Source organism: Luteibacter sp. 9133, assembly GCF_000800155.1.
In the GTDB taxonomy this organism is placed as follows: Bacteria; Pseudomonadota; Gammaproteobacteria; order Xanthomonadales; family Rhodanobacteraceae; genus Luteibacter; species Luteibacter mycovicinus.
This window is the reverse complement of sequence record NZ_JUHO01000001.1, coordinates 2,618,148-2,637,182: the sequence shown is the minus strand read 5'-3', so window position 1 is coordinate 2,637,182 and position 19,035 is coordinate 2,618,148. Positions and strand designations below refer to the sequence as shown.

General features: G+C 64.6%; 14 protein-coding genes. 5 read left to right on the top strand and 9 right to left on the bottom strand.

Annotated elements, in window-relative coordinates; all coding sequences use genetic code 11:
- Window positions 1-243 precede the first annotated feature (243 nt).
- On the top strand, window positions 244-2,358 hold the full coding sequence (locus FA87_RS11305) for a TonB-dependent siderophore receptor (RefSeq protein WP_043694627.1): 2,115 nt from the start codon (window positions 244-246) through the stop codon (window positions 2,356-2,358).
- Between the two features lie 37 nt (window positions 2,359-2,395).
- On the opposite strand, the gene FA87_RS11300 is transcribed toward FA87_RS11305, so the two are convergent.
- The 7 genes from FA87_RS11300 to FA87_RS11270 all read right to left on the bottom strand — a co-directional run bounded on the left by FA87_RS11300 (window position 2,396) and on the right by FA87_RS11270 (window position 11,373).
- Window positions 2,396-5,851, bottom strand: a complete 3,456-nt coding sequence (locus FA87_RS11300; RefSeq protein WP_043694624.1) for a patatin-like phospholipase family protein — start codon at window positions 5,849-5,851, stop codon at window positions 2,396-2,398.
- A 218-nt stretch (window positions 5,852-6,069) separates the two neighbouring features.
- A complete protein-coding gene (locus FA87_RS11295; RefSeq protein WP_036112336.1) occupies window positions 6,070-7,032 on the bottom strand; it encodes a hypothetical protein in 963 nt (320 codons plus the stop codon).
- Window positions 7,029-7,886, bottom strand: a complete 858-nt coding sequence (locus FA87_RS11290) for an ABC transporter ATP-binding protein (RefSeq protein ID WP_036112339.1) — start codon at window positions 7,884-7,886, stop codon at window positions 7,029-7,031. Before FA87_RS11290 ends, FA87_RS11295 begins: the two co-directional genes overlap by 4 nt.
- On the bottom strand, window positions 7,883-8,257 hold the full coding sequence (locus tag FA87_RS11285; protein ID WP_036112341.1) for a GntR family transcriptional regulator: 375 nt from the start codon (window positions 8,255-8,257) through the stop codon (window positions 7,883-7,885). Before FA87_RS11285 ends, FA87_RS11290 begins: the two co-directional genes overlap by 4 nt.
- A 5-nt stretch (window positions 8,258-8,262) precedes the next feature.
- A complete protein-coding gene (locus FA87_RS11280) occupies window positions 8,263-8,598 on the bottom strand; it encodes a hypothetical protein (RefSeq protein ID WP_036112344.1) in 336 nt (111 codons plus the stop codon).
- Between the two features lie 49 nt (window positions 8,599-8,647).
- Window positions 8,648-8,830: a hypothetical protein gene (locus FA87_RS11275; RefSeq protein ID WP_036112346.1), complete on the bottom strand. Its 183-nt coding sequence runs from the start codon at window positions 8,828-8,830 to the stop codon at window positions 8,648-8,650.
- A 275-nt stretch (window positions 8,831-9,105) separates the two neighbouring features.
- Window positions 9,106-11,373, bottom strand: coding sequence for a TonB-dependent receptor (locus FA87_RS11270; RefSeq protein WP_239709072.1), 2,268 nt, complete (start codon window positions 11,371-11,373; stop codon window positions 9,106-9,108).
- 347 nt (window positions 11,374-11,720) lie between these two features.
- Here FA87_RS11270 and FA87_RS11265 point away from each other — a divergent pair, with 347 nt between their 5' ends.
- Window positions 11,721-13,112, top strand: a complete 1,392-nt coding sequence (locus FA87_RS11265) for a porin (protein WP_197062471.1) — start codon at window positions 11,721-11,723, stop codon at window positions 13,110-13,112.
- A gap of 39 nt (window positions 13,113-13,151) precedes the next feature.
- Here the strand turns inward: FA87_RS11265 and FA87_RS11260 are convergent, their stop codons facing one another.
- Window positions 13,152-14,894: a M28 family metallopeptidase gene (locus FA87_RS11260; RefSeq protein WP_081996578.1), complete on the bottom strand. Its 1,743-nt coding sequence runs from the start codon at window positions 14,892-14,894 to the stop codon at window positions 13,152-13,154.
- A 115-nt stretch (window positions 14,895-15,009) separates the two neighbouring features.
- Between FA87_RS11260 and FA87_RS11255 the strand changes: the two genes are divergently transcribed.
- From FA87_RS11255 to FA87_RS11245, 3 genes are all read left to right on the top strand, one after another.
- Complete coding sequence (locus FA87_RS11255; RefSeq protein WP_043694619.1) at window positions 15,010-16,386, top strand: Hsp70 family protein; 1,377 nt, start codon at window positions 15,010-15,012, stop codon at window positions 16,384-16,386.
- A 201-nt stretch (window positions 16,387-16,587) separates the two neighbouring features.
- Complete coding sequence (locus FA87_RS11250; RefSeq protein ID WP_036112354.1) at window positions 16,588-17,568, top strand: helix-turn-helix domain-containing protein; 981 nt, start codon at window positions 16,588-16,590, stop codon at window positions 17,566-17,568.
- A 74-nt stretch (window positions 17,569-17,642) separates the two neighbouring features.
- Window positions 17,643-18,614, top strand: coding sequence for an LD-carboxypeptidase (locus FA87_RS11245; RefSeq protein ID WP_239709071.1), 972 nt, complete (start codon window positions 17,643-17,645; stop codon window positions 18,612-18,614).
- On the opposite strand, the gene FA87_RS11240 is transcribed toward FA87_RS11245, so the two are convergent.
- The gene (locus FA87_RS11240) at window positions 18,615-18,956 is read right to left on the bottom strand and encodes a hypothetical protein (protein ID WP_036112357.1); all 342 of its coding nucleotides are present in this window, start codon (window positions 18,954-18,956) and stop codon (window positions 18,615-18,617) included. It abuts the gene before it with no gap.
- Window positions 18,957-19,035 lie beyond the last annotated feature (79 nt).

The following is a 19,035-nucleotide window of genomic DNA, read 5'->3' as shown; positions in this document are numbered from 1 at the left end:
CGCACGTGCGAGCGCCACCTCTTGTTATCGATAATAATTCGCATTATCGTTCGCCGTAGTCGCTTCACCATCGATGCGACAGGACGCAATGAGGCGTCAGACCGGCATTCCGAGCTCGCTCCCGGCTCCGCATTGTCCGTGGTTCCTGCGGCGAAAACCGCGGGTTGCTTGAGGTCGCCTCACACAACCGCGTCGCCGGGCTGCGCGACGTCCGACTTCTCTCTTCTCCGACGGAAACGCTACATGAAGGACCGCATCCGCCAGCGGCAAATCGTTATCGCGCTGACCCTCGCGCTCACCGCGCAAGCCGCGGCGGCGCAGGACACCACGCAGGACACGGCGACGGACAAGACACGCAAGCTCGACCCGGTCGTGGTGACAGGCAGCGTGCTGGGCGCGTCGCGCGTGGAAGACGTCAGGACGTATGCGGGCAGCCGCCAGGTCATCGACCGCGAAGCGCTGTCGACAGGTGTGAACCGGTCTCTTGACGATGCCTTGCAGCGCGTGCCCGGTGTGAAGATCTTCGACGAGACCGGTACCGGCGTGCTGCCCCAGATCGCTCTGCGTGGTCTCTATGAAAGCCGCAGCGGTCGCGTTCAGGCGCTGCTCGATGGCATTCCGCTCTCGCTTGCGCCCTACGGACAGACCAGCCTCTCGCTGTTCCCGGTCACCATGAACCAGATCGACCGCATCGACATCGTGCGCGGCGGCGCGGCGGTGCAGTACGGCCCGAACAACGTCGGTGGCGTGATCAACTTCGTCAGCAAGCCGATCCCGGAGCGCTGGACGACGACCGTCGGCGAGAAGATCACCGCTTACGGCCGTGGCCAGATGCTCCGCGACACGTCGGTATCGACAGGTGGCTACCTCACGCCGAACTTCGGCATGCAGCTCGACGCCGATTACCTCAAGGGCGAATACTTTCGCGGACACAGCGGCACCGACGTGAAAAACGTACGTCTGCGTACCGAATGGTGGATCGCGGACGACAAGGTATTGAAGGCCGATGTGCAGCGCTACGTGGCGCGCATGGATATGGCCGGTGCGCTGTCTGTCGCCGATTACCTTGACGACCCGCGGCAGGCCACACGTCCGCTCGATCGCTTCCATGGCACCACCACGCGTGCCTCGCTGACGTATGAGCAGGATCTGGGTGCCTGGTGGGCCTTCGACAGCTCGAAGTTCAGCTGGACCAACTTCAGCGCTGACAGCGAGCGCAACTTCATCGTGGGCATGCGTCGTCTCGCCACCGAGACCTGGCGTCCCGATCTGCCGCCGCAGTTGCTGCAGAGTGCACCGCGCGGCTTCAAGGTCTACGGCACGCAACCCCAGTTCAGCCTGCACGTGGATGGACCGGTGTCCCAGCAGATCACCGTGGGCGCCCGCGCCGTCCACGAGGACATCGATTTTCTCGTGGGCAACACGGGCCTGGATAACGGCGTCTACACGCTGGTCCGCGACTGGCAGTTCCGCGACCGCGCCTGGGCGGGTTACCTCAGCGACGCCATCGGCTTCGCGGACGATCGGTTCACCGTGACGCCGGGTGTGCGTTACGAGCACCTCGACGCGACCTATCTCAATCGCGCCAACGGTGTGTCGTTCACCAACAACGTGCGCAACTGGCTGCCCGGCCTGACCCTGGGCTTCAAGGCATCGGAGCGCTGGTACGTCTACGCGGATGCGCAGCGCTCCCTGCGCGCGCCGCAGGTGACCCAGATCGTGTTCGGCGATAACCTCGATTCCGAACTCGCATGGAATTACGAGCTCGGTGCGCGGTTCAACCCATCCGCGCGCACGGCGATCCACGCCGACGTCTACCGGATCGACTTCGATAAGCAGATCCAGCTCGACAACACCACGCGCACCTACGGCAATATCGGCAAGACCGTGCACCAGGGCCTCGAGGCGGATGTCGCCTGGTCACCTGAAGTGCTGGACGGTCTGAAGCTCACCGCAGGCTATGCCTATCTCGACGCCGAGCAGAAATCCGGTCAGTACGAAGGCCTCCGTGTGCCATACACCTCGCGCAACCAGGTCAGTCTCGGCGCTTCGTATACACGTGGTCATACAACGGTCGCGTTGTCCGGCTATTACTTCAGCAGCGCGTACACCGATGCGGCCAATACGCGCGCGGAGAACGCTATCGCCTCGGTCGGTCAGCTTCCTTCCTACGCCGTATGGAACGCGCAGTGGACGCAGGTGCTGATGACGCGTGGCACGTCGGTGCTGACGGGATCGCTCGCCGTAAACAACCTTTTTGACAAGCGGTACTGGTACAGGGGAATCGATACCAGCCCGTGGGGCCGCCAGCCGGCTCCGAGTCGCAGTGTGACTGTCGGGCTGGAGCTGTCCTTCTGACGCACGACGTTTCGACGATCGGCCAGCTTCGCACGGATCACCGCGCGGCCAACGGCCGCGGCACCCAAAGTTCGAGAACATTCGCACTACCCGTGCCGATCGGTAGCGGCACGGCCCGCGCGGGATTGTGCGCGAGCGAAGGCATGGTCGCGTTCGCCCAGTTCACCAGTGCAGTGGCGCAGTCCTTGCCATCGGGTGCATAGAGGAGGGTTGGCGTCTTCCATTCGAACGGGCTGTGGCGACCGTCACGCCTGGCCGTCTCGGTGACGTTCTCGACGCCCGCCGCCACGATGCCGAGCTGGCGCACCGCCGCGAGTTCGCGCAGCACGATCACGCGCTGGCTTTCCTCGTAGATCTGCGTATAGAGCATGAAAGGCTGGCGTGCGCTGCCGCATGCCTTGATCGCCGTGTCGCGGGGTCCGACCGCCGACGGGGCGGCCGACGGCGGAGCGGGAGACGGCGCAGGCGCGGGCGGTGGCGGCGCGCTCGCAACCGTGCCGGTGACGGCACTCGTCGGTTGTGCGGAGGCTGCCCCGGGCGTCGAGGCTTGCGTCGCCGGCGGCGTGCGGGCGAGCACGTCGGCATCGCGTCGGGCCTGCAACACCGCGTCTCGCTCTGCGTCACGCCAGGCCTGATAGTCGTCCATGGCCCGGTCCCAGTCGCCTTTCGACGCCATCCCGTCGGCGCTCAGGGCGAACGCCTGGCGGCTGCACTGGGTCGAGAGTCCGGCATCCGATGTGCGGAGGCATATAGGCTGCAGCAGGTCGCTGACATCCTGGAAAACGCGCTTCTGTTCGTCCGATAAGGTCAGGCCACCGATCACCGCGGTGAGCATGTTTACCTGCGCGTCCATCTCGCTGTCGAATTCGCCGCTCTTGACTGTGGGCGTGGACAGGTAATCGATGAGCAGACGGGTATCGCTGTTGAGCTGGCGAGCCAGATTCGCGCTTTCCGCTTGCAGGGACAGGCGTTGCTGCGAATGGGCGTCCCACGCCTGCCATCCGGCGAGCAGGGCGGTCAGCAGGGCGCCCACGCCGATGCCGGTACCGACGGTGGTGGCCAGTCGCTGTCCACGGGTCATTGGCGTCGCCGCCGGAGAGAGCGTGGCGCAGTTCGCGCCGAGGACCGGTGTGCTCCATGCCCAGTCGCCGGCGTGGCGCAGCATGGCGGCATCGACCGGCGCGCCAAGCAGCGCACCGAGTTCGCAATAACTCTCCCACTGGGCTTCGCTGTAGAACAGGTTGGTCGTACTTTGCTGGGGGAAGCTGCTGTCGCTGCCGGCGTAGCCGGCGACGTCCAGCGGCAGGTCGGTGGGGAGGCGTGGTTTGACCACCAGCAGCGTTCCACGCGTGCCATCGACATAGGTGATGCGGGCCAGCATCAGGTGGGCGTCGCCCGGTGCGGCTTCGAGGGTGTTCGGCGAGCCGAACAACGCCGCGAGCGGGCCGGCCGCCGGCGCCAGCTGGTCGGGATCCACGAACGCGATCGTTGCGTCGTAGTCGATGCGCGCCTTGCGCACCAGATTCTCGACATCCGCAAAGCGGAAATCGGGATCGGCGCCACAGTCGGCCAGCACGATGAGCGAGAGGCGTCGTTTGAGCAGCGCGTAGACGCCGGTGTTGTCGAACTGGCCACCGTCGGACAGATACCAGTCACGGCTGCGCAGGCCGGGAAAGCGCGCGAACATCTCGGCCAGCATCGCGCGGTATTTGGCGAACCATACTCGCCCGCGTACGTAACCGACCGTGAGGTTGGCCTGCCAGTAGCCGAGGCGGAGGCCGCTCAGAAAGGACATCGCCGCCGTGCCAGGCCGGGTCAATGATCCCATCCCCGAGCCCACGGCCGCGCCCGAAATCGCGATCCATTCGGCCAGTGTGGTGTGCTCGAGAAGCGCCTCCGATCCGGCCACGGGCCCGTGGGTTCCCGTTTCCACACCGAGCGCGCTCACGGTCAGGCTGACGCCTTTGCGATCCGCGTTATAGGTACCCGTGCGGTCGTCCACCGTCTGATTGATGCAACAGTTGACCAGATGAATGGGGCCGCCGAAGCGATGCGGCGTGTAGCTTGTCATTCCAGGGTCGTCGCCATCCAGCAGCCGGGTGACCTTGGTCACTTCTTCGGTGAGTTCGCGCGTGTTGTCCACGAGCGGGCTGGCCGGGAATCGCGGGCTGGGCGCCCCGTCGCTCGCGACATTGCCGACGGAAACATACGCCCGTGCGATGCGCGAACGGTAGAAGTAGTGCAGCGACGATCGATTGAGCTGTTGCAGGGCCCGTCCGTTGAGCAGGATGTAGATGGCGCTGACGATCGCCACCCATGCCCACCGCGCATACGCATTGCGCAGGAGGATGCTGAGTGGATCATCCTTCGCAGGAAAGATCAGCGTCTGGAAAATCGTCATCCAGAACAGCGTGAGGGCGAGCGTCAGGGCGATACCCAGCACGTTCGCCACGACACCCCACGAGATCTTCACCATGCCGCCTTTACCGCCGTCTTGCAGCATGGGCATGAGGTAGCGCGCGAGGCTCATCAGCAGCGTGGTGATTCCGACGCCGGCGGCGACGTGACCCGTCGCGTTCCCGCTCAGTGCCGCGACGAGCCAGACCTTCAGGTACCAGCTGAGCATGTCGAATGCGCCGAGGGCGAAGACCGCGGCAAGCGCCCTCAGGCACATCGCCAGCGCCGTCGTGTAACGCACGCGGTTGGCTTCTTCCTTTCTTCGCAGGCCACTGACCCGTGCGCAGAGCCATGCGAGTGGCGCGGGTAGCAGGAGGAAGGCCGCGGTGCCCAGCAGAATCTGGTCGAACGAGGCCGGAGTGGCTCCGCCCTGAGCCGTGTAGGCCCAGTGTCCGAGGTACATGCCGACGCCGGCGGCGATCAGAGCGGTCGCTATACCGCTACCCGTTTCCTTCCCGAGGAACCAGTACCCGTAGCAAGCCGTAAGCACACCAGCCAGCGGAACGGGTAAAAGCCACCACCAGAGGCTGACGGCCAGGGGTATGTTTTGTGTGAGGGGGACGAACCACGAATAGGCGAGGTGAGGAAGGGTGACCGCGCAGGCGACCAGCATCATCAGCACCAGGACCTCCGCCTGAGTGGCGAGAAAGCCGCGAAGCTGGCTTGAAAACGCCTGCAGCAGGTCGCGAGCACCGGCTGGTGCGAGAAAGCGACCGTTGTTGCGTAGCCACCACAGGAACAACGACCGGTCATTGGCGACGCCGGCTTCCACTGAGGCGGCGTCGCCATGGGCGCCGGCATGAAACAATCGGCCCAGTGCCGATCCGATGTAGCCGCCGCCCGAGACAGTGGACAGATAGTCGAACCGGTGCAGCACCTTGTTCCGCGCCAGCGCGCGCAGCAGGCCCAGGCAGAACGTCGCGCTGCGAATGCCGCCGCCCGACAACGCGAGGCCGATGACGGGCTCGCCGCTGGCCACGCCGGCCTCGGAGCGCCGCCGGGCCAGCGCCTCGCTTTCAGTTTCCACTGCCGTCATATCCGAATCCCTTGGCTGGGTCGATACGATGCGGCGGTCCCCACGCCGGGCGCTTCGTTACGTTGTTGTAGCGTCCGTGCCGATGGCTCGCAACCCGCCATCCAGCGTATTCCCGTGCGCTGGCGCACGAATCGGAAAGCGCCTCGCACATCGGCGGCGGTCAGCAGCGGCGCGTGAAAGCAAACGGCCCCCGAAGGGGCCGCTGCCTGGTGCATGGATCAGCTGTCGTCGCGCCATCGGCGGAACCAGATGGCACCGGCGATCATCGCCACACCCGCCGCGGCTCCGATCCAGAGCGAGGGGCTGGCCAGCGCGCTGTAGTGGTAGGCCAGATCCAGGCTTTCGAGCAGGTCGGCCGGATTGTCGTGACCGGGGACGATCATGGGGGACGCATTGCCGACCCATCCACCGGGAGCCAGGCTGCCCAGCAGGCGGCCCACGATATTCTTCCAGAACCAGCCACTTTCCAGACCCGCCAGGCCCATCAGGCCGAACCAGCTGACGATCACGCCGGCACCGAGGGGCAGGGCGATCGCCCAGAGGAACGGCTTGCCACGAGCCCAGGCGGAGCAGAGCAGCAGCCAGCCGATGGTGGGCAGCGCCCAGATCGCATACAGCGGGATCAGCAGCACCAGCTTCAGCACGACCTGAATCGGGTGAGCCTCCATCAGCAGGCGCCAGATGCCCAGGCCATGCAGGGACCCGACCACCGCCAGCACCATCGCCAGGCAAAGACCCACGACCACGCCGACCACGATGGAAATGACCGGGGCGACCAGCGCGGCACTCGCCACCTTCGACAGCACGGTGGACGTATCGGACAGCGGCAGCGACTTCCAGAACAGGATGCTGCGGTCGCGTCGGTCGTCGTACAGCGCGCCAAGGCAGTAGAAGAAAATCACGATGGCGGTGACCGCGAGCACGATGCCAGCCACGGCGTACAACATGATGTCGACGGCCGCACCCGCATTGCGTAGCTGCTCGGCGTCCATGCCGCCCTGGAAGTGCATCTGGTCGAACTTGAAGCCGCCCCACTTGCTGCTGCGGCCGAACACTTCGCCCACGGCGATGCCCATGGTGTTGAGCACGAGGAAAACGATGCCGGTGATCACCGGGGCCCAGAAAAACCCGCCCTTGTGCTCCCAGAATTCGCGCTTGACCATCCAGTAGAAGGTTTTCATGCGTAAGTGCCCTTCATGGTGGCGACGAAGAGGTCGCCGATCGACGGACGTCGTACCTCGCCCAGCTCTTCCAGCTTCAGCCGGTTGACGTTGTCGAAGAGGAAGATGCTCTTGCCGAACACCTGGCGTTCATCCAGGGGTTGCAGGGCGCGTGCGGCGGGAGCGTGTTCGGCGCCGACCAGAACTTCAGCGAAGCGCTCGCCCAGGCTGTCCATGTCCGTATCGAGCACGATCTTGCCGTCGCGGATGAACATCAGGTCGGTGAGGATGTGTTCGATTTCCTCGACCTGGTGGGTCGTCACCAGGATGGTTTTCTCTTCGTCGAAGTAGTCTTCCAGAAGGCTCTGGTAGAACTGCTTGCGATAGAGGATGTCCAGGCCCAGTGTCGGCTCGTCCAGGACCAGCAGCTTCGCGTCGATCGACATCACCAGTGCGAGGTGCAGCTGGACGATCATGCCCTTGGACAGCTGCTTCACCTTCTGCCCCGGCTGCAGTTTGGTGCGGGCCAGGAAGGCGTCGCACTTCTTGCGGTCGAACCGGGGGTGCGTATTGGCGACGAAGTCCACCGCGTCACCCACCTTGAGCCAGCGCGGCAGCACCGCGACGTCAGCGATGAAGCAGACCTGTTCCATCAGCTTGCCGCGATCCTTGCGGGGGTCGAGGCCGAGCACGTTGAGCTCGCCGTCGAAGGTGGTCAGGCCAAGGATCGCCTTGAGAGCCGTGGTCTTGCCGGCGCCGTTCGGGCCGATCAGGCCGACGATGCGGCCCGAACCGATCTGGAAGGAGGCGCCATCCAGCGCCAGGGACGACTTGAAGCGCTTGGTCAGGCCGGTGGCGGTAACGACCGCGGTCATGACGGATCCTCTGTGGAGCCATGGGCTTCACGCATCAGGGTTTTCAGGTCGAGGCCCATGCGCTGGAGGCGGGCGAACAGCGCCGGCCACTCTTCGCGCAGGAAGCGCTCCCTTTCACTTTTAAGCAGCGCGTCGCGCGCTCCGTCAATCACGAACATGCCAAGACCCCTCCGTTTCTCAACCAGTTGTTCGTCGACCAGCTCCTGATACGCCTTCGAAACGGTCAGCGGGTTGATCTGAAAATCCCCCGCGACCTGGCGTACCGACGGCAGCGGGTCGCCCTCACTCAAGGCGCCGTCCAGAATCATCGCCACCACGCGTTCGCGCAGCTGGCGGTAGATCGGGACGCTGTCGTTCCAGGTGATGGACATGTAGTTCAATCCTTCGCCGTGCGGCGCAGTGCATTTCCAAACGAATAGTAGGGCATGGCCAGCTGCGCGCCGATAAGGGCGGCGGCGCGATCCTCCGCGCTGCGCTTGAGCGCGGCGGCGGCCGAATCGAGGCTGGCATCGCTACCCAGAGCCGCTTCGCGCACATCGGCAGCGGTGGGGCGGACTTCCAGGGCGGGCAGGTCGACGACGCGAACGCCGTTGACGAAATGGGGTGCGGCAATCATGGCGGCAGCACGGTCATCGAAGGAGCGCAGGGCGAACACGCTGGTTCCGGCGATGAGTACAGAGGCGGTCAGTGCGATGAGATTCGGCGCTTTCATGGGACGACTCCGATGACGTGCTGCGGGCTTTGCCGTGCAGGTGTTGAGGTTAGAGGGCGGCGACGGTGGCGCCGGTGTCGGCGTAAACGACGACGGGGGCCATGTTCGTGACCTTGGTGCCGTTGATCACAGCCAGCGGCGCGGCGGTCGTCGACGTGCTGCTGAAAACGGCCAGGCTGGCGACGGCGATGGCGACGGAAGCGGCGAGGGCGATGTAGTTCGGGGATTTCATGACGTATGCTCCTGTGGTGCTGTGGGTGACCGGTGTTGTAGTGAACTATAACACCAGATTTTCAGTCGTCAACGGAAATTTCGTTAATTTCCATATGACTTATGGCCTAGGCCGAATGGCCGTGCCGCGCTGTGCTGGTGCGGTGCGTCGGCAGGCACCCCTTCTGATGCGGGGTTTTCCCAAAAGGTTTAGCGGGAGCCCTGCTCGCGGTTCCCATACGAAAACGGCCGGCTCCAAGGGAGCCGGCCGTCAGCCGAACGATGCCGCCCGAAGCCTTACAGCTCCGCGCGGAACTCCACACCGATAATCCGCGGGTCGTTGACGAACGCCGTACGGTTATTGAAGTCGATGCCGCCGGTGATCACCTTCTTGTTGGTGATGTTGCGGCCATAGAATGCGACCTCGCGCTTGCCGAAGTCCCAGTTGTAACCGACACGGATACCGCCTTCCAGGAACGGCTTGCTCTTGAACTCCGCCGAGTCGTACAGGAAGAAGTTCACTTCGCTGCGGTAGTTCCAGTCGGTGTAGACGAAGAACTCGCCGCTCTCGCCGTACGGGATGCCATAGCGCGCGGTCCAGGTGCCGATCCACTTCGGGGCATTGGGCAGCGTGTTGCCGTTGATCAGCGCATTGCCCGACAGGTTGAGCGGGTCGAGCACGGTGCAGCCGCCACCGCAGGGTGCGATGGCGAGATCGCGGTCCTTCAGTTCGGTGTGGTTATAGCTGCCGCCGGCGGTCATGTAGAACTGCGGGGTCAGGTAAGCCTCGAGATCGAACTCGGCACCGTAGCCTTCGGTTTTTTTCGCATTGATCAGCTGCGTGACGTTGGTCGCGCCGCCGACGGCCGTCAGCTGCTGGTTGTGCATGTTGTACTTGTAGACGTCCGCGTTGAAGCGCAGCTTCTGGTCGTCCGTGGTCGACTTGAAGCCCACTTCGTACGAGGTGATCGTCTCCGGCTTGGCCGTCGAGATGCTGTTGGCGAAGTTGATCCGGCCCTGCACGCTGGGCGCACGGAAACCGTTGGCCACGCGAGCATAAACGTTGGCGTTCTTCGACAGCTGCCACGTCCCGGTCAGGTCGCCGCTCCAGCGCGCATCGGTCGGATCGGAGGTCAGCGGACCCACCGGGCCCGTGAAGCCGAGGAAGCGCTCCGCCTTGAACTCACGCTTGTCGTGCGACCAGCGCGCACCGGCGCGTACGTCGAACGTATCGGTGAAGTTGAAGTCCGCCGAGCCGAACACCGCCCAGGCCTTCGTGCGCTGGCTCTGATCCACCCAGCCGTTGAGCACGTGGTTGTTGAGCGTGTCGTACGAGAAGTTGCTGATCGCGATGTCTTCGTCGAAGTAGTACGTGCCGACCTGCCATTTCAGGCGATCCGACGCGTCGTTCGACAGGCGGAATTCCTGAGTGATCTGGCGATCCTTCGGCAGGGCGTCGGCCGTTTCCGAGAAGAACGGCGTGGTGCGGTTCGTGAAGCTGCTCCGGGCCGGGGTTTCGGAGGCGTCGTAGCCGCCGTCGACGTCGCCGAGGCTGTACGTGGTCGCGCGCTCGAGGCCCGTGATCGACGCGAAGTTGAGGTCGCCGAAGTGCCAGTTCAGGTGCAGGTTGCTGCCCCAGGTGAACAGGTGCTGCTTGTTGTTGCCGTCCTGCGAGACGGAGTCGCGATCGAAGCCGGGCACGAACTGATCGCCGCCGGGGGTGATCGCGTTGGCGCGGTTGACCATCGCGCTGCCGTCGAGCCAGCGGGCGTGGACGTTGATCAGGGCGTCGAAATCTTCGGTCGCCTTGTAAAGCGCCTGCAGGCGGACCGCGCGATCGTTGTAACCGCCGAGGTCGTCCTTCTTGCCCTTGTAGTCGTTGTCGATCCAGCCATCCCGGTGCTGCGCGAGTGCGGAGACGCGGCCCGACCAGCTGGAGCTGAGCTTGCCGCCGAGAGCGGCTTCGGCATTGGCCGTGCCGTAGGAGCCATAAGACACGCGGGCGTAGCCTTCGGTTTCCTGCGTCGGCTTGCGCGACTCGAACTTGATCACGCCAGCCGGCGAGTTACGGCCGAACAGGGTGCCCTGCGGACCGCGCAGTACTTCGACCTGCTCCAGATCGAACAGCGGGAAACCCTTGAGAATCGGGTTTTCCTGGACGATGTCGTCGTAAACCATCGACACCGGCTGCGACGCGTTGAGGTCGAAGTCGCTGTTGCCCAGACCGCGAATATAGAAGCGCGGGAACTCGCGACCGTAAGAAGTCTCGGCATAGACGCTCGGCGCGCGCGAAGCGAGCTGCAGCACGCCGTCACCGGCCTGGCCGAACGACTCGAGTTTTTCGGCCGTGACCACCGTCATCGAGATGGGCACCTTCTGCAGGTCTTCGGTGCGCTTTTCGGCGGTGACGTTGATCGTCTCGAGTGTGGCCGACTTGGTTTTGCCGGGGGCCTGGCTGGTGGGCGTGGCGTCCTGGGCGAAGCTCGAACCGGCCGCAAGGACGGTGGCGATACTCAGGGCAATGGCGAGGCGACGCGGCATGCGGCGCGTGCTGGCATGGGACATGGTGTTGGTTTCCGCCTGGGTGGGGGTACTTGGGTGGGAAAACGAGCCTCGCCAACGTACGAACCGTTCGTACGGTGCCAAATCCCCTGGCGGGGCCCGAACCCGCAAATTATCCCCTGTGACGCTGTCATGACGAAAGCGTTGCATTGCAAAAACTTACTGCCGCGTCACGAAATCGCGGGCTGTCACGGAAGTGAAACGAGGGCTCGATACCTTGCGCCCCGTCCGACCCCTTGTAGGTGTTTATAACCATTAAACGTCATGATCGACGACGTTTGAGGTTTTTCTCAATACTTTCGGAGCACGCTGGTATGAAGAGACTTCCCCTTGCCGCAGCCTTCTGGACCATGTGCGGAACCGCGGCCGCCGAGGGCGTGCCTCAGGCAGCCATCGAGTTGTATGTGGACTCGGAGACCCGCCAGATCTTTGCGGAACCCGGCCCGGGTCGCACGCGTCTGGGCAGGTTCGCCCAGGTCAGCGACAACCCGGCGCCTGCCGCCGTCACGGCGCCCGCTGTCGCGGACGCGGGGATCGCCGCTCCACGTGGAGCCGCGTCGGCGTCGGCAAGCGTGGCGAGTGCCGCAAAGCCGGCTTCGTCGTCGAAAGCCTGGTACGACAAGATCGGTATCCGCGGCTACGTGCAGATGCGCTACAACCAGGAGCTCGGCGATGACGCGAAGGACCTGAAGTCGCCCGGCGATCGCTACATCGGCCGCGAACAGGGCTTCGGCATCCGTCGGGCCCGTGTGGTAATCAGCGGCGATGTCACCGACAAGATGTCGATCTACATCCAGCCGGATCTCGCCAGCACGCCGTCGGGCTCGAGCACGGGCAACTTCGCTCAGTTGCGCGATGCCTACGCGGACCTCTGGCTGGACAAGGACAAGACCTTCCGCATCCGCGCAGGCCAGTCGAAGATTCCGTACGGCTGGGAAGACCTGCAGTCGAGCCAGAATCGTCTGGCGCTGGATCGCGCGGACGCGCTCAACTCCGGCGTGCGCGACGAGCGTGACCTGGGCGTGTTCTTCTACTGGACGCCGAAGGAGATCAAGGAGCGCTACGCGTACCTGGTCAAGTCAGGACTCAAGGGCTCCGGCGATTACGGTGTCTTCGGTATCGGCGTCTATAACGGGCAGGGCGCCAACCGACCGGATCGCAACGACCAGCTGCACTCGGTCATCCACTTCTCGTATCCGTTCAAGTTCGCCAACGGGCAGTTCCTCGAAGTGGGCGCGGATGCGTATTCGGGTCGCTACAAGGTGAGCACCGCGTCGGCGACGATCGATGGCCGCACGTTCACGCCGGTGGTCGACGCGTCCGAAGCAGGCTCGACGGATCGTCGCGTCGCCGCGCACGTCGTGTATTACCCGCAGCCGTTCGGTTTTCAGGCGGAGTGGACGGTGGGCAAGGGGCCGGAACTCGATGTGGCCAGCCGCACCGTCCGCACGAAGTCCTTGCGGGGCGGCTATGCGCAGGTGATGTACAAGTTCGATGGCGATGCCTATGGATCGCTGATTCCCTACGCGAAATGGCAGACGTATCGCGGCGCGGCCAAGTTCGATAACAACGCGCCGAAGATGTCGGTGGACGAGACGGAGCTGGGCGTGGAGTGGCAGCCGTCGAGCGCCGTGGAACTGGCGGTGGCGTGGGCGAACATGCGCCGTACCGATGTGAGTGCGGCGCCGTACCGGCGGATCGACGGGCAGCTGCTGAGGGTGCAGCTGCAGGTCAACTACTGACGCTCCTGCCGCGCGGGGTAGGGGCGCGCCTGGACCGGGTTATTTCTTTTTGCTACCCGCCGCCAGCGATTTTTCGCGTATCGCCTTGAACTCGCTGCCTTCCTTCCACTCCGGCCATACATCGCTGTCGGCCAGCTTTTCGCCAAGCGCGTAATACGCCTTGACGTTCTGGATCACGCCGTCGAAGTTCCAGCGCATGTCGTACACGTCGGTGGGCTGGTGGTAGTGATTCTTCGTGTAATCCTCGGCGGCCGCTTCACCCGCGGCCTTGCCGCCCTGGACCATGTCGATGCCACCACCGGCGGCCAGAGCGGGTACGCCGGCCTTGGCGAAGTTGAAGTGATCCGAGCGGAAGTAGTGGCCCTTCTCGGGCGTGGCGTCACCACTGACGACACGGCCATCGGCTTTCAGCACATCCGCGAAGATGTCTTCCAGCGTGCCCTGACCCAGGCCGGTCACTTCCATGTCCTTCGTCGCTCCCGTGATCGGCAGCGCGTCCATGTTGATGTCGGCGACCGTTTTCGCGAGGGGGAAGGGCGGGTGGGCGACGTAGAATTGCGAGCCCAGCAGACCCGATTCCTCCATCGTCACCGCCGCGAACACGACGGTGCGCTTCGGTTTATCCTGCGCGAACTTGCCGGCGATCTCGAGCATGGCGGCGATGCCGGTGCCGTTATCGACGGCGCCGTTGTAGATCTGGTGCCCCTTCAACGATGGATCGTGGCCAAGGTGATCCCAGTGCGCGGTGTAGACAACGGCTTCGTCGGGCTTCTCGCTGCCCTTGATCATGCCGATCACGTTGTTGCTGAGCGAATGCGAGATGGTGCTGTTGAGGTGGATGTTCGCCTTCGCGTCCAGCGGCACGGCCTTGAAACCGCGTACATCGGCCTGTTTGGCCAGGTCGTCGAAATTCTTGCCGGCCTTCGCGAACAGTCGTTGCGCCGCTTCATGCGTGAGCCAGCCGGCCACGGGCAGTCGGGGGCCCGGCGCCTCGCTCTCGGGCAGATCCAGACGCGGCATGGTCCAGCCACTCTGCACCACGTTCCAGCCGTAGGCGGCCGGCTCGGTCTGGTGGACGATGAACGCGGCGGCGGCGCCCTGACGTGCGGCCTCTTCGAACTTGTATGTCCAGCGGCCGTAGTAGGTCATCTCGCGACCCTTGAAGAGCCTGGGGTCGTTGCCGTTCCAGCCCGGGTCGTTGACCAGGATGACCACGGTCTTGCCCTTCACGTCGACGCCGTCGAAGTCGTTCCACTGGGCCTCCGGCGCGTTGACGCCGTAGCCGACGAAAACCACGTCCGAATCCTTCAGCTCCACATCGGCCCTGGCCTGGAGCGTGCCTACGACCATGTCCTTGCCGAAGGCGAAGTCCTCCCGGGCGCCGCCCTCGGCGACATCGAGCTTCAGGGTGTCCTGGTCGTTCAACGCCGTGGAGACCGCGGGCACGGTCTGCAGCCAGTCGCCCTTGTTGCCGGGCTCCACGCCCATGCGCTTGAACTGCTCGACGATGTAGTTGGTGGTCAGGCGCTCGCCCAGCGTGCCCGGCTTGCGGCCGTCGTACTCGTCCGAGGATATCGTGCGCAGGTGAGACGCGAAGTCGCCGGCCGTGATCTCCGGGCTGAAATCGTGGTGTTCGTTAGCGACGGCGGGCAACGGCGGGGGCGGGGAGGTGGACACCCTGGCCGGGCCCGGCGCGGGTGCCGCGGCGGTCTTGTCTTCATCGTGGGACTGGCAGGCCGCCAGGGTCAGGGCGGTCAGGCAGGCGAGAGCGAGTCGACGCATCGGCGGGCATACCCTTGTGGATGAGATGGTCCCCGAGTGTAGCCGCATCGTCGGCCCTGTCGCCCGGCCTCAAGCATGGTCATAATGGACGGTTTTCCTGTCCGGAAACGCCTACATGCGCATCGGCATCGACTTCGGCACCAGCTATTCGGCCGCCGCCGCGGTCGTCGACGGCCAGCTCGAACTGGTCCGCTTCGGCGACGCCCAGCAATTTCGCACCGCCGTGTTCTTCCCCGAGGTCGTCCCGAATATCGACGACTTCGTGCTGACGCCGGCCCTCGAGGCCCAGGTGGACGCTTTCGTGCGCGCCTCGCGTGCGGATGAACGCCAGTCAGGGCGTACCCCTCGCCCGGAAGGCGATCTGCGCCGCGACGCGATCCGTGTGGTCCGCCGCCAGTGGATGGAGGAGCGGACCCGGGAGGCCTCGGCATCGGTGGCCAGCTTCCAGGACGCCCTGTTCGGCGAGGAGGCGGTCGAGGCCTACCTCGAAGAAGGCACAGGCAACCTGATCGAATCGCCCAAGTCGATGTTCGGCTACAAGCTGGATCCCCGTGTCCGCAAGACGATCGTCAGCATCGCGGCGCACATTCTCGAGCACGTCCGCCTGGTGGCGACCCGCCAGTTCGGCACCCCGGTACGGGCGGCCGTGATCGGTCGCCCCGTGGAATTCCGCAGTTCGATGGGCGCGGCGGGTGGCGAGCAGGCGCTCTCGATCCTGCGCGAGGCGGCGGGCATGGCCGGCTTCGACGAGGTCTCGTTTCTCGAGGAGCCCGCGGCGGCGGCCATGTATTACCACCTGTCCCTGCCGGAGCGGCAGAGGGCCATCATCGTCGACATCGGCGGCGGTACCACCGACGTGGCTTATGCCGAGCTGGGCGCGGGCGAGACGCCGGTCATGCATCGCAGTTGGGGCTTGCCGCGCGGGGGTACCGATCTGGATGTCGGCGTGAGCCTGCACAGCTTCATGCCTCTGTTCGGCAAGGACACCACCGGCGTTCCCGTGCACCACTTCGTCGAAGCGGCCAGCGTGCACAACCTGCCCAAGCAGCGCGAGTTCCGCAAACAGGACTACCGCTTCGTCGATGAGCCGTTCCGCTCGCGCCTGCAGGCACTGCAGGGCACGGGCTCGACGACGCGCCTGAACCAGTCGGCGGAACGGGTAAAGATCGGGTTGTCGGCCAGCGACTCCACAACGGCTTCGCTGGACTTCATCGAGCCAGGCTTGGCGATCCATGCGGTGTCGGCGGATTTCGACGCGGCTTCCGAGGACTTCCTCGATCGCATGGCGCGTTTGCTGAGCGAGGCAAGTGCGGATCTGGACGAGGCGCCTCGCAGCGTTTTCCTGACCGGCGGCACCTCGCGTTCGCCACAGGTGCGCGCGCGGGTGGGCGCCAGCTTCCCCGGCGTGGCGGTGGTGCATGGGGACCCCTCGCTGGGCGTTGTCGCAGGACTGGCCCAGGCGGCACTTTTGCCAATTTCATCAAATGCTTGAGTGAACGTTAGGCCTATTCGGCAAATTCACACACCACTAGCATTTCTTGCCTTACATGAGTAGTTATACGGTCTGACGTCGTCTCACTCGAATGTGTGAGGGCGATTGGCTAGGGAGATGCTGCGGACAGGCAGAGTGCCTGTCCCCGGGACGGTGGGGGTGTAGACGTATGGCTACGATGAATCGCTGGGAGGACCGCACATGAATCGTCCTTCCGATGTACAGGGGCTCGAGGATTACGACCTGGTGACGCTGGGCGCCGCCCTGGGTGTATGCGACGTCGATCTTCTCACTCTGAGTCCGGCGCGACCTCGCGCCGCGCTGTCCTCGAAGTCTCATGACGGTGTCACCTATGTCACCGCGCACCTGGACTTCGACGTGCGCGGGACACTGACCGTTCCTGAAGATGCCTGCATGCTCGTATATCTGCACGAGGCAGGTGAACGAAGCTGGTGCCAGGGCATCAGCGTGGAATCGGAAATGGCGGTGACCCTGCTCAGGGGAACACCGACAGATTTCATGTTCGAGCGAGGCACGCGCTTTACCCTTGTCGTGGCCCCGTACGCACGGTTCCGCTCCCGGTTCCTCGCCTCCGACCATGCCGACGTCGACATGGCGGCCCAGCGACTGCGTCTGTTTTCGGTCAACTCCGATCATCTCAAGCGGGCTTACAGGCAAATCGCCGACAGGCTGCGTGAATCCGACGACGTGGCTTTCGGTCCGGTCGAGGATCTCCTCGACGAGCACATCCGTGTCGCACTCGGTTCGTCCCCGGAAGACCGCCCGGTGGCCTCGCGCGGGCGGCGTGCGCACTATCAGGTCATGCGACGGGCGGAACGTTTCATGCGGGCCAACCTGCGCCGCGATATCTACTCGCAGGAGCTCTGTCAGGCGGCAGGGGCCAGTGAACGCGGCTTGCGCTACGCCTTCGACGACCTGCTCGGTATCCCGCCCAACCGCTACCTGGCGATGCTAAGGCTGTGTACGGCCCATCGCAGTCTGGTCACCGCGGAAGCCGGGCGTCGTTCGGTCAAGTCGGTGGCATTGAGCTGCGGCATGTGGGATCTGTCTCGCTTCGCTGAGAAATACCGCAGCGTCTTTGGCGAGCAGCCACGCGAGACACTGACCCGAAGCGCACCGGCGGAAGACCTCACAGTTGCCGAGGAGTACGACGGCTGGTGACGTAGGGGTAAGCGTCGGACAGAGGCGGTCCGTCCAACTCCGGGTTGCCTTCCGGTCGGCGTAGGGGTATTGGTATGGGCGTCCATACTTTGCTTCATATGCCGAAACGACTCGATATACGGCTCATCGCACCCTCTGGTTATGCGGAAGACCGCGCTGCTGGTCAGCGCGGGATCGAACGTCTCCAGGCCGCAGGCCATACCATTCTGGGCACCGATGTGCTCGACCGCGTCTCGCTGCGTTTCGCCGGGAGCGATGCCGAGCGCGCGTCGGAGATCAATCGCCTGGCCGATGCGGGGCGGGCGCTCCCGGATATCGTGATGGCCACCTGTGGTGGCTACGGTGCCGTGCCGCTGCTGGATCGCCTCGACTACACCGGGTTGCGGGAGCGCTTCGCCGACGAGCAGTGCGCCTTCGTCGGCCACGGCGAGTTCACGGTGCTGCAGTGCGCCCTGCTGGCCTGTAGCGGAATCAGCTCGTTCCATGGGCCCATGCTCGTGCCGGACTTCGGCGCCGATTATCTGCGCGAGACCACCTGGCGGCAGTTCTGGCTCACGGTGCTCTCGCCGCGTGCGGATTTCGAGTGGCTGTGCCCGGATACCCAGACCGACCTGCGCGCCAGCGGCACGTTATGGGGCGGTAACCTCTCGTCCCTGTGCAGCCTCACCGGTACGGCTTATCTGCCCGACATCGAGGGCGGCATCCTCTATATCGAGGAGAGCGGCGAACAGGCCTTTCGTATCGAGCGAATGCTCTACGAGCTGAAGCTGAGCGGCGTCATCGACCGGCAGTCGGCCATCTTGATCGGTGGCCTGGGCGGCCAACGCGTCAGCGAGTACGACAACGGCTACGACATGGAACACGCACTCGAGCGTTTTGCGGACATTGCCGAGACCCCGCTCGTACGCGGTCTGCATTTCGGCCACGGGCCGGACAAGGTCACGCTTCCCTTCGGCGCGCCTGCCGAACTGCGCATCGTCGACGGCAACGCGCTGCTCTCCGCCCGCGGATACCACTGCGCGGGCGGATCGCGCCTGCCATCCTGATCACGCCAGCGCAGTGACCTGCGTGGCGCCGATGACACCGATGAAAACGATGGACAGCACCCAGAAGCGTGCCGGGTCGCGCCACACGCATACGCCCAGACACACCAGACCGAGCACGCAGGACACGATGCCCGCGGCGGTGAGTCCGACCGCGACGAGCGAGGGGTCGCCACCGCCGGATGCGATCAGCATCGGACGGAAGATGGCGTACCAGGCAAGCACGAGGCAGGCGCCTCCGACGATGCCGAGCAGCCAGTTGGCGGGGTGATTCTTCGGCAGCATGTTGATGCCGAGAAAAATGGCGAGAACAGCGACAGCGAAAACGACGAGCAACAAAGCCATGCGTTAACCCCTTTGTCATTGTCTTGGCCGGCGATCCCCACCGCCGGGCCGTTTCCCGAGCATGGCCCATCGCGCAGCC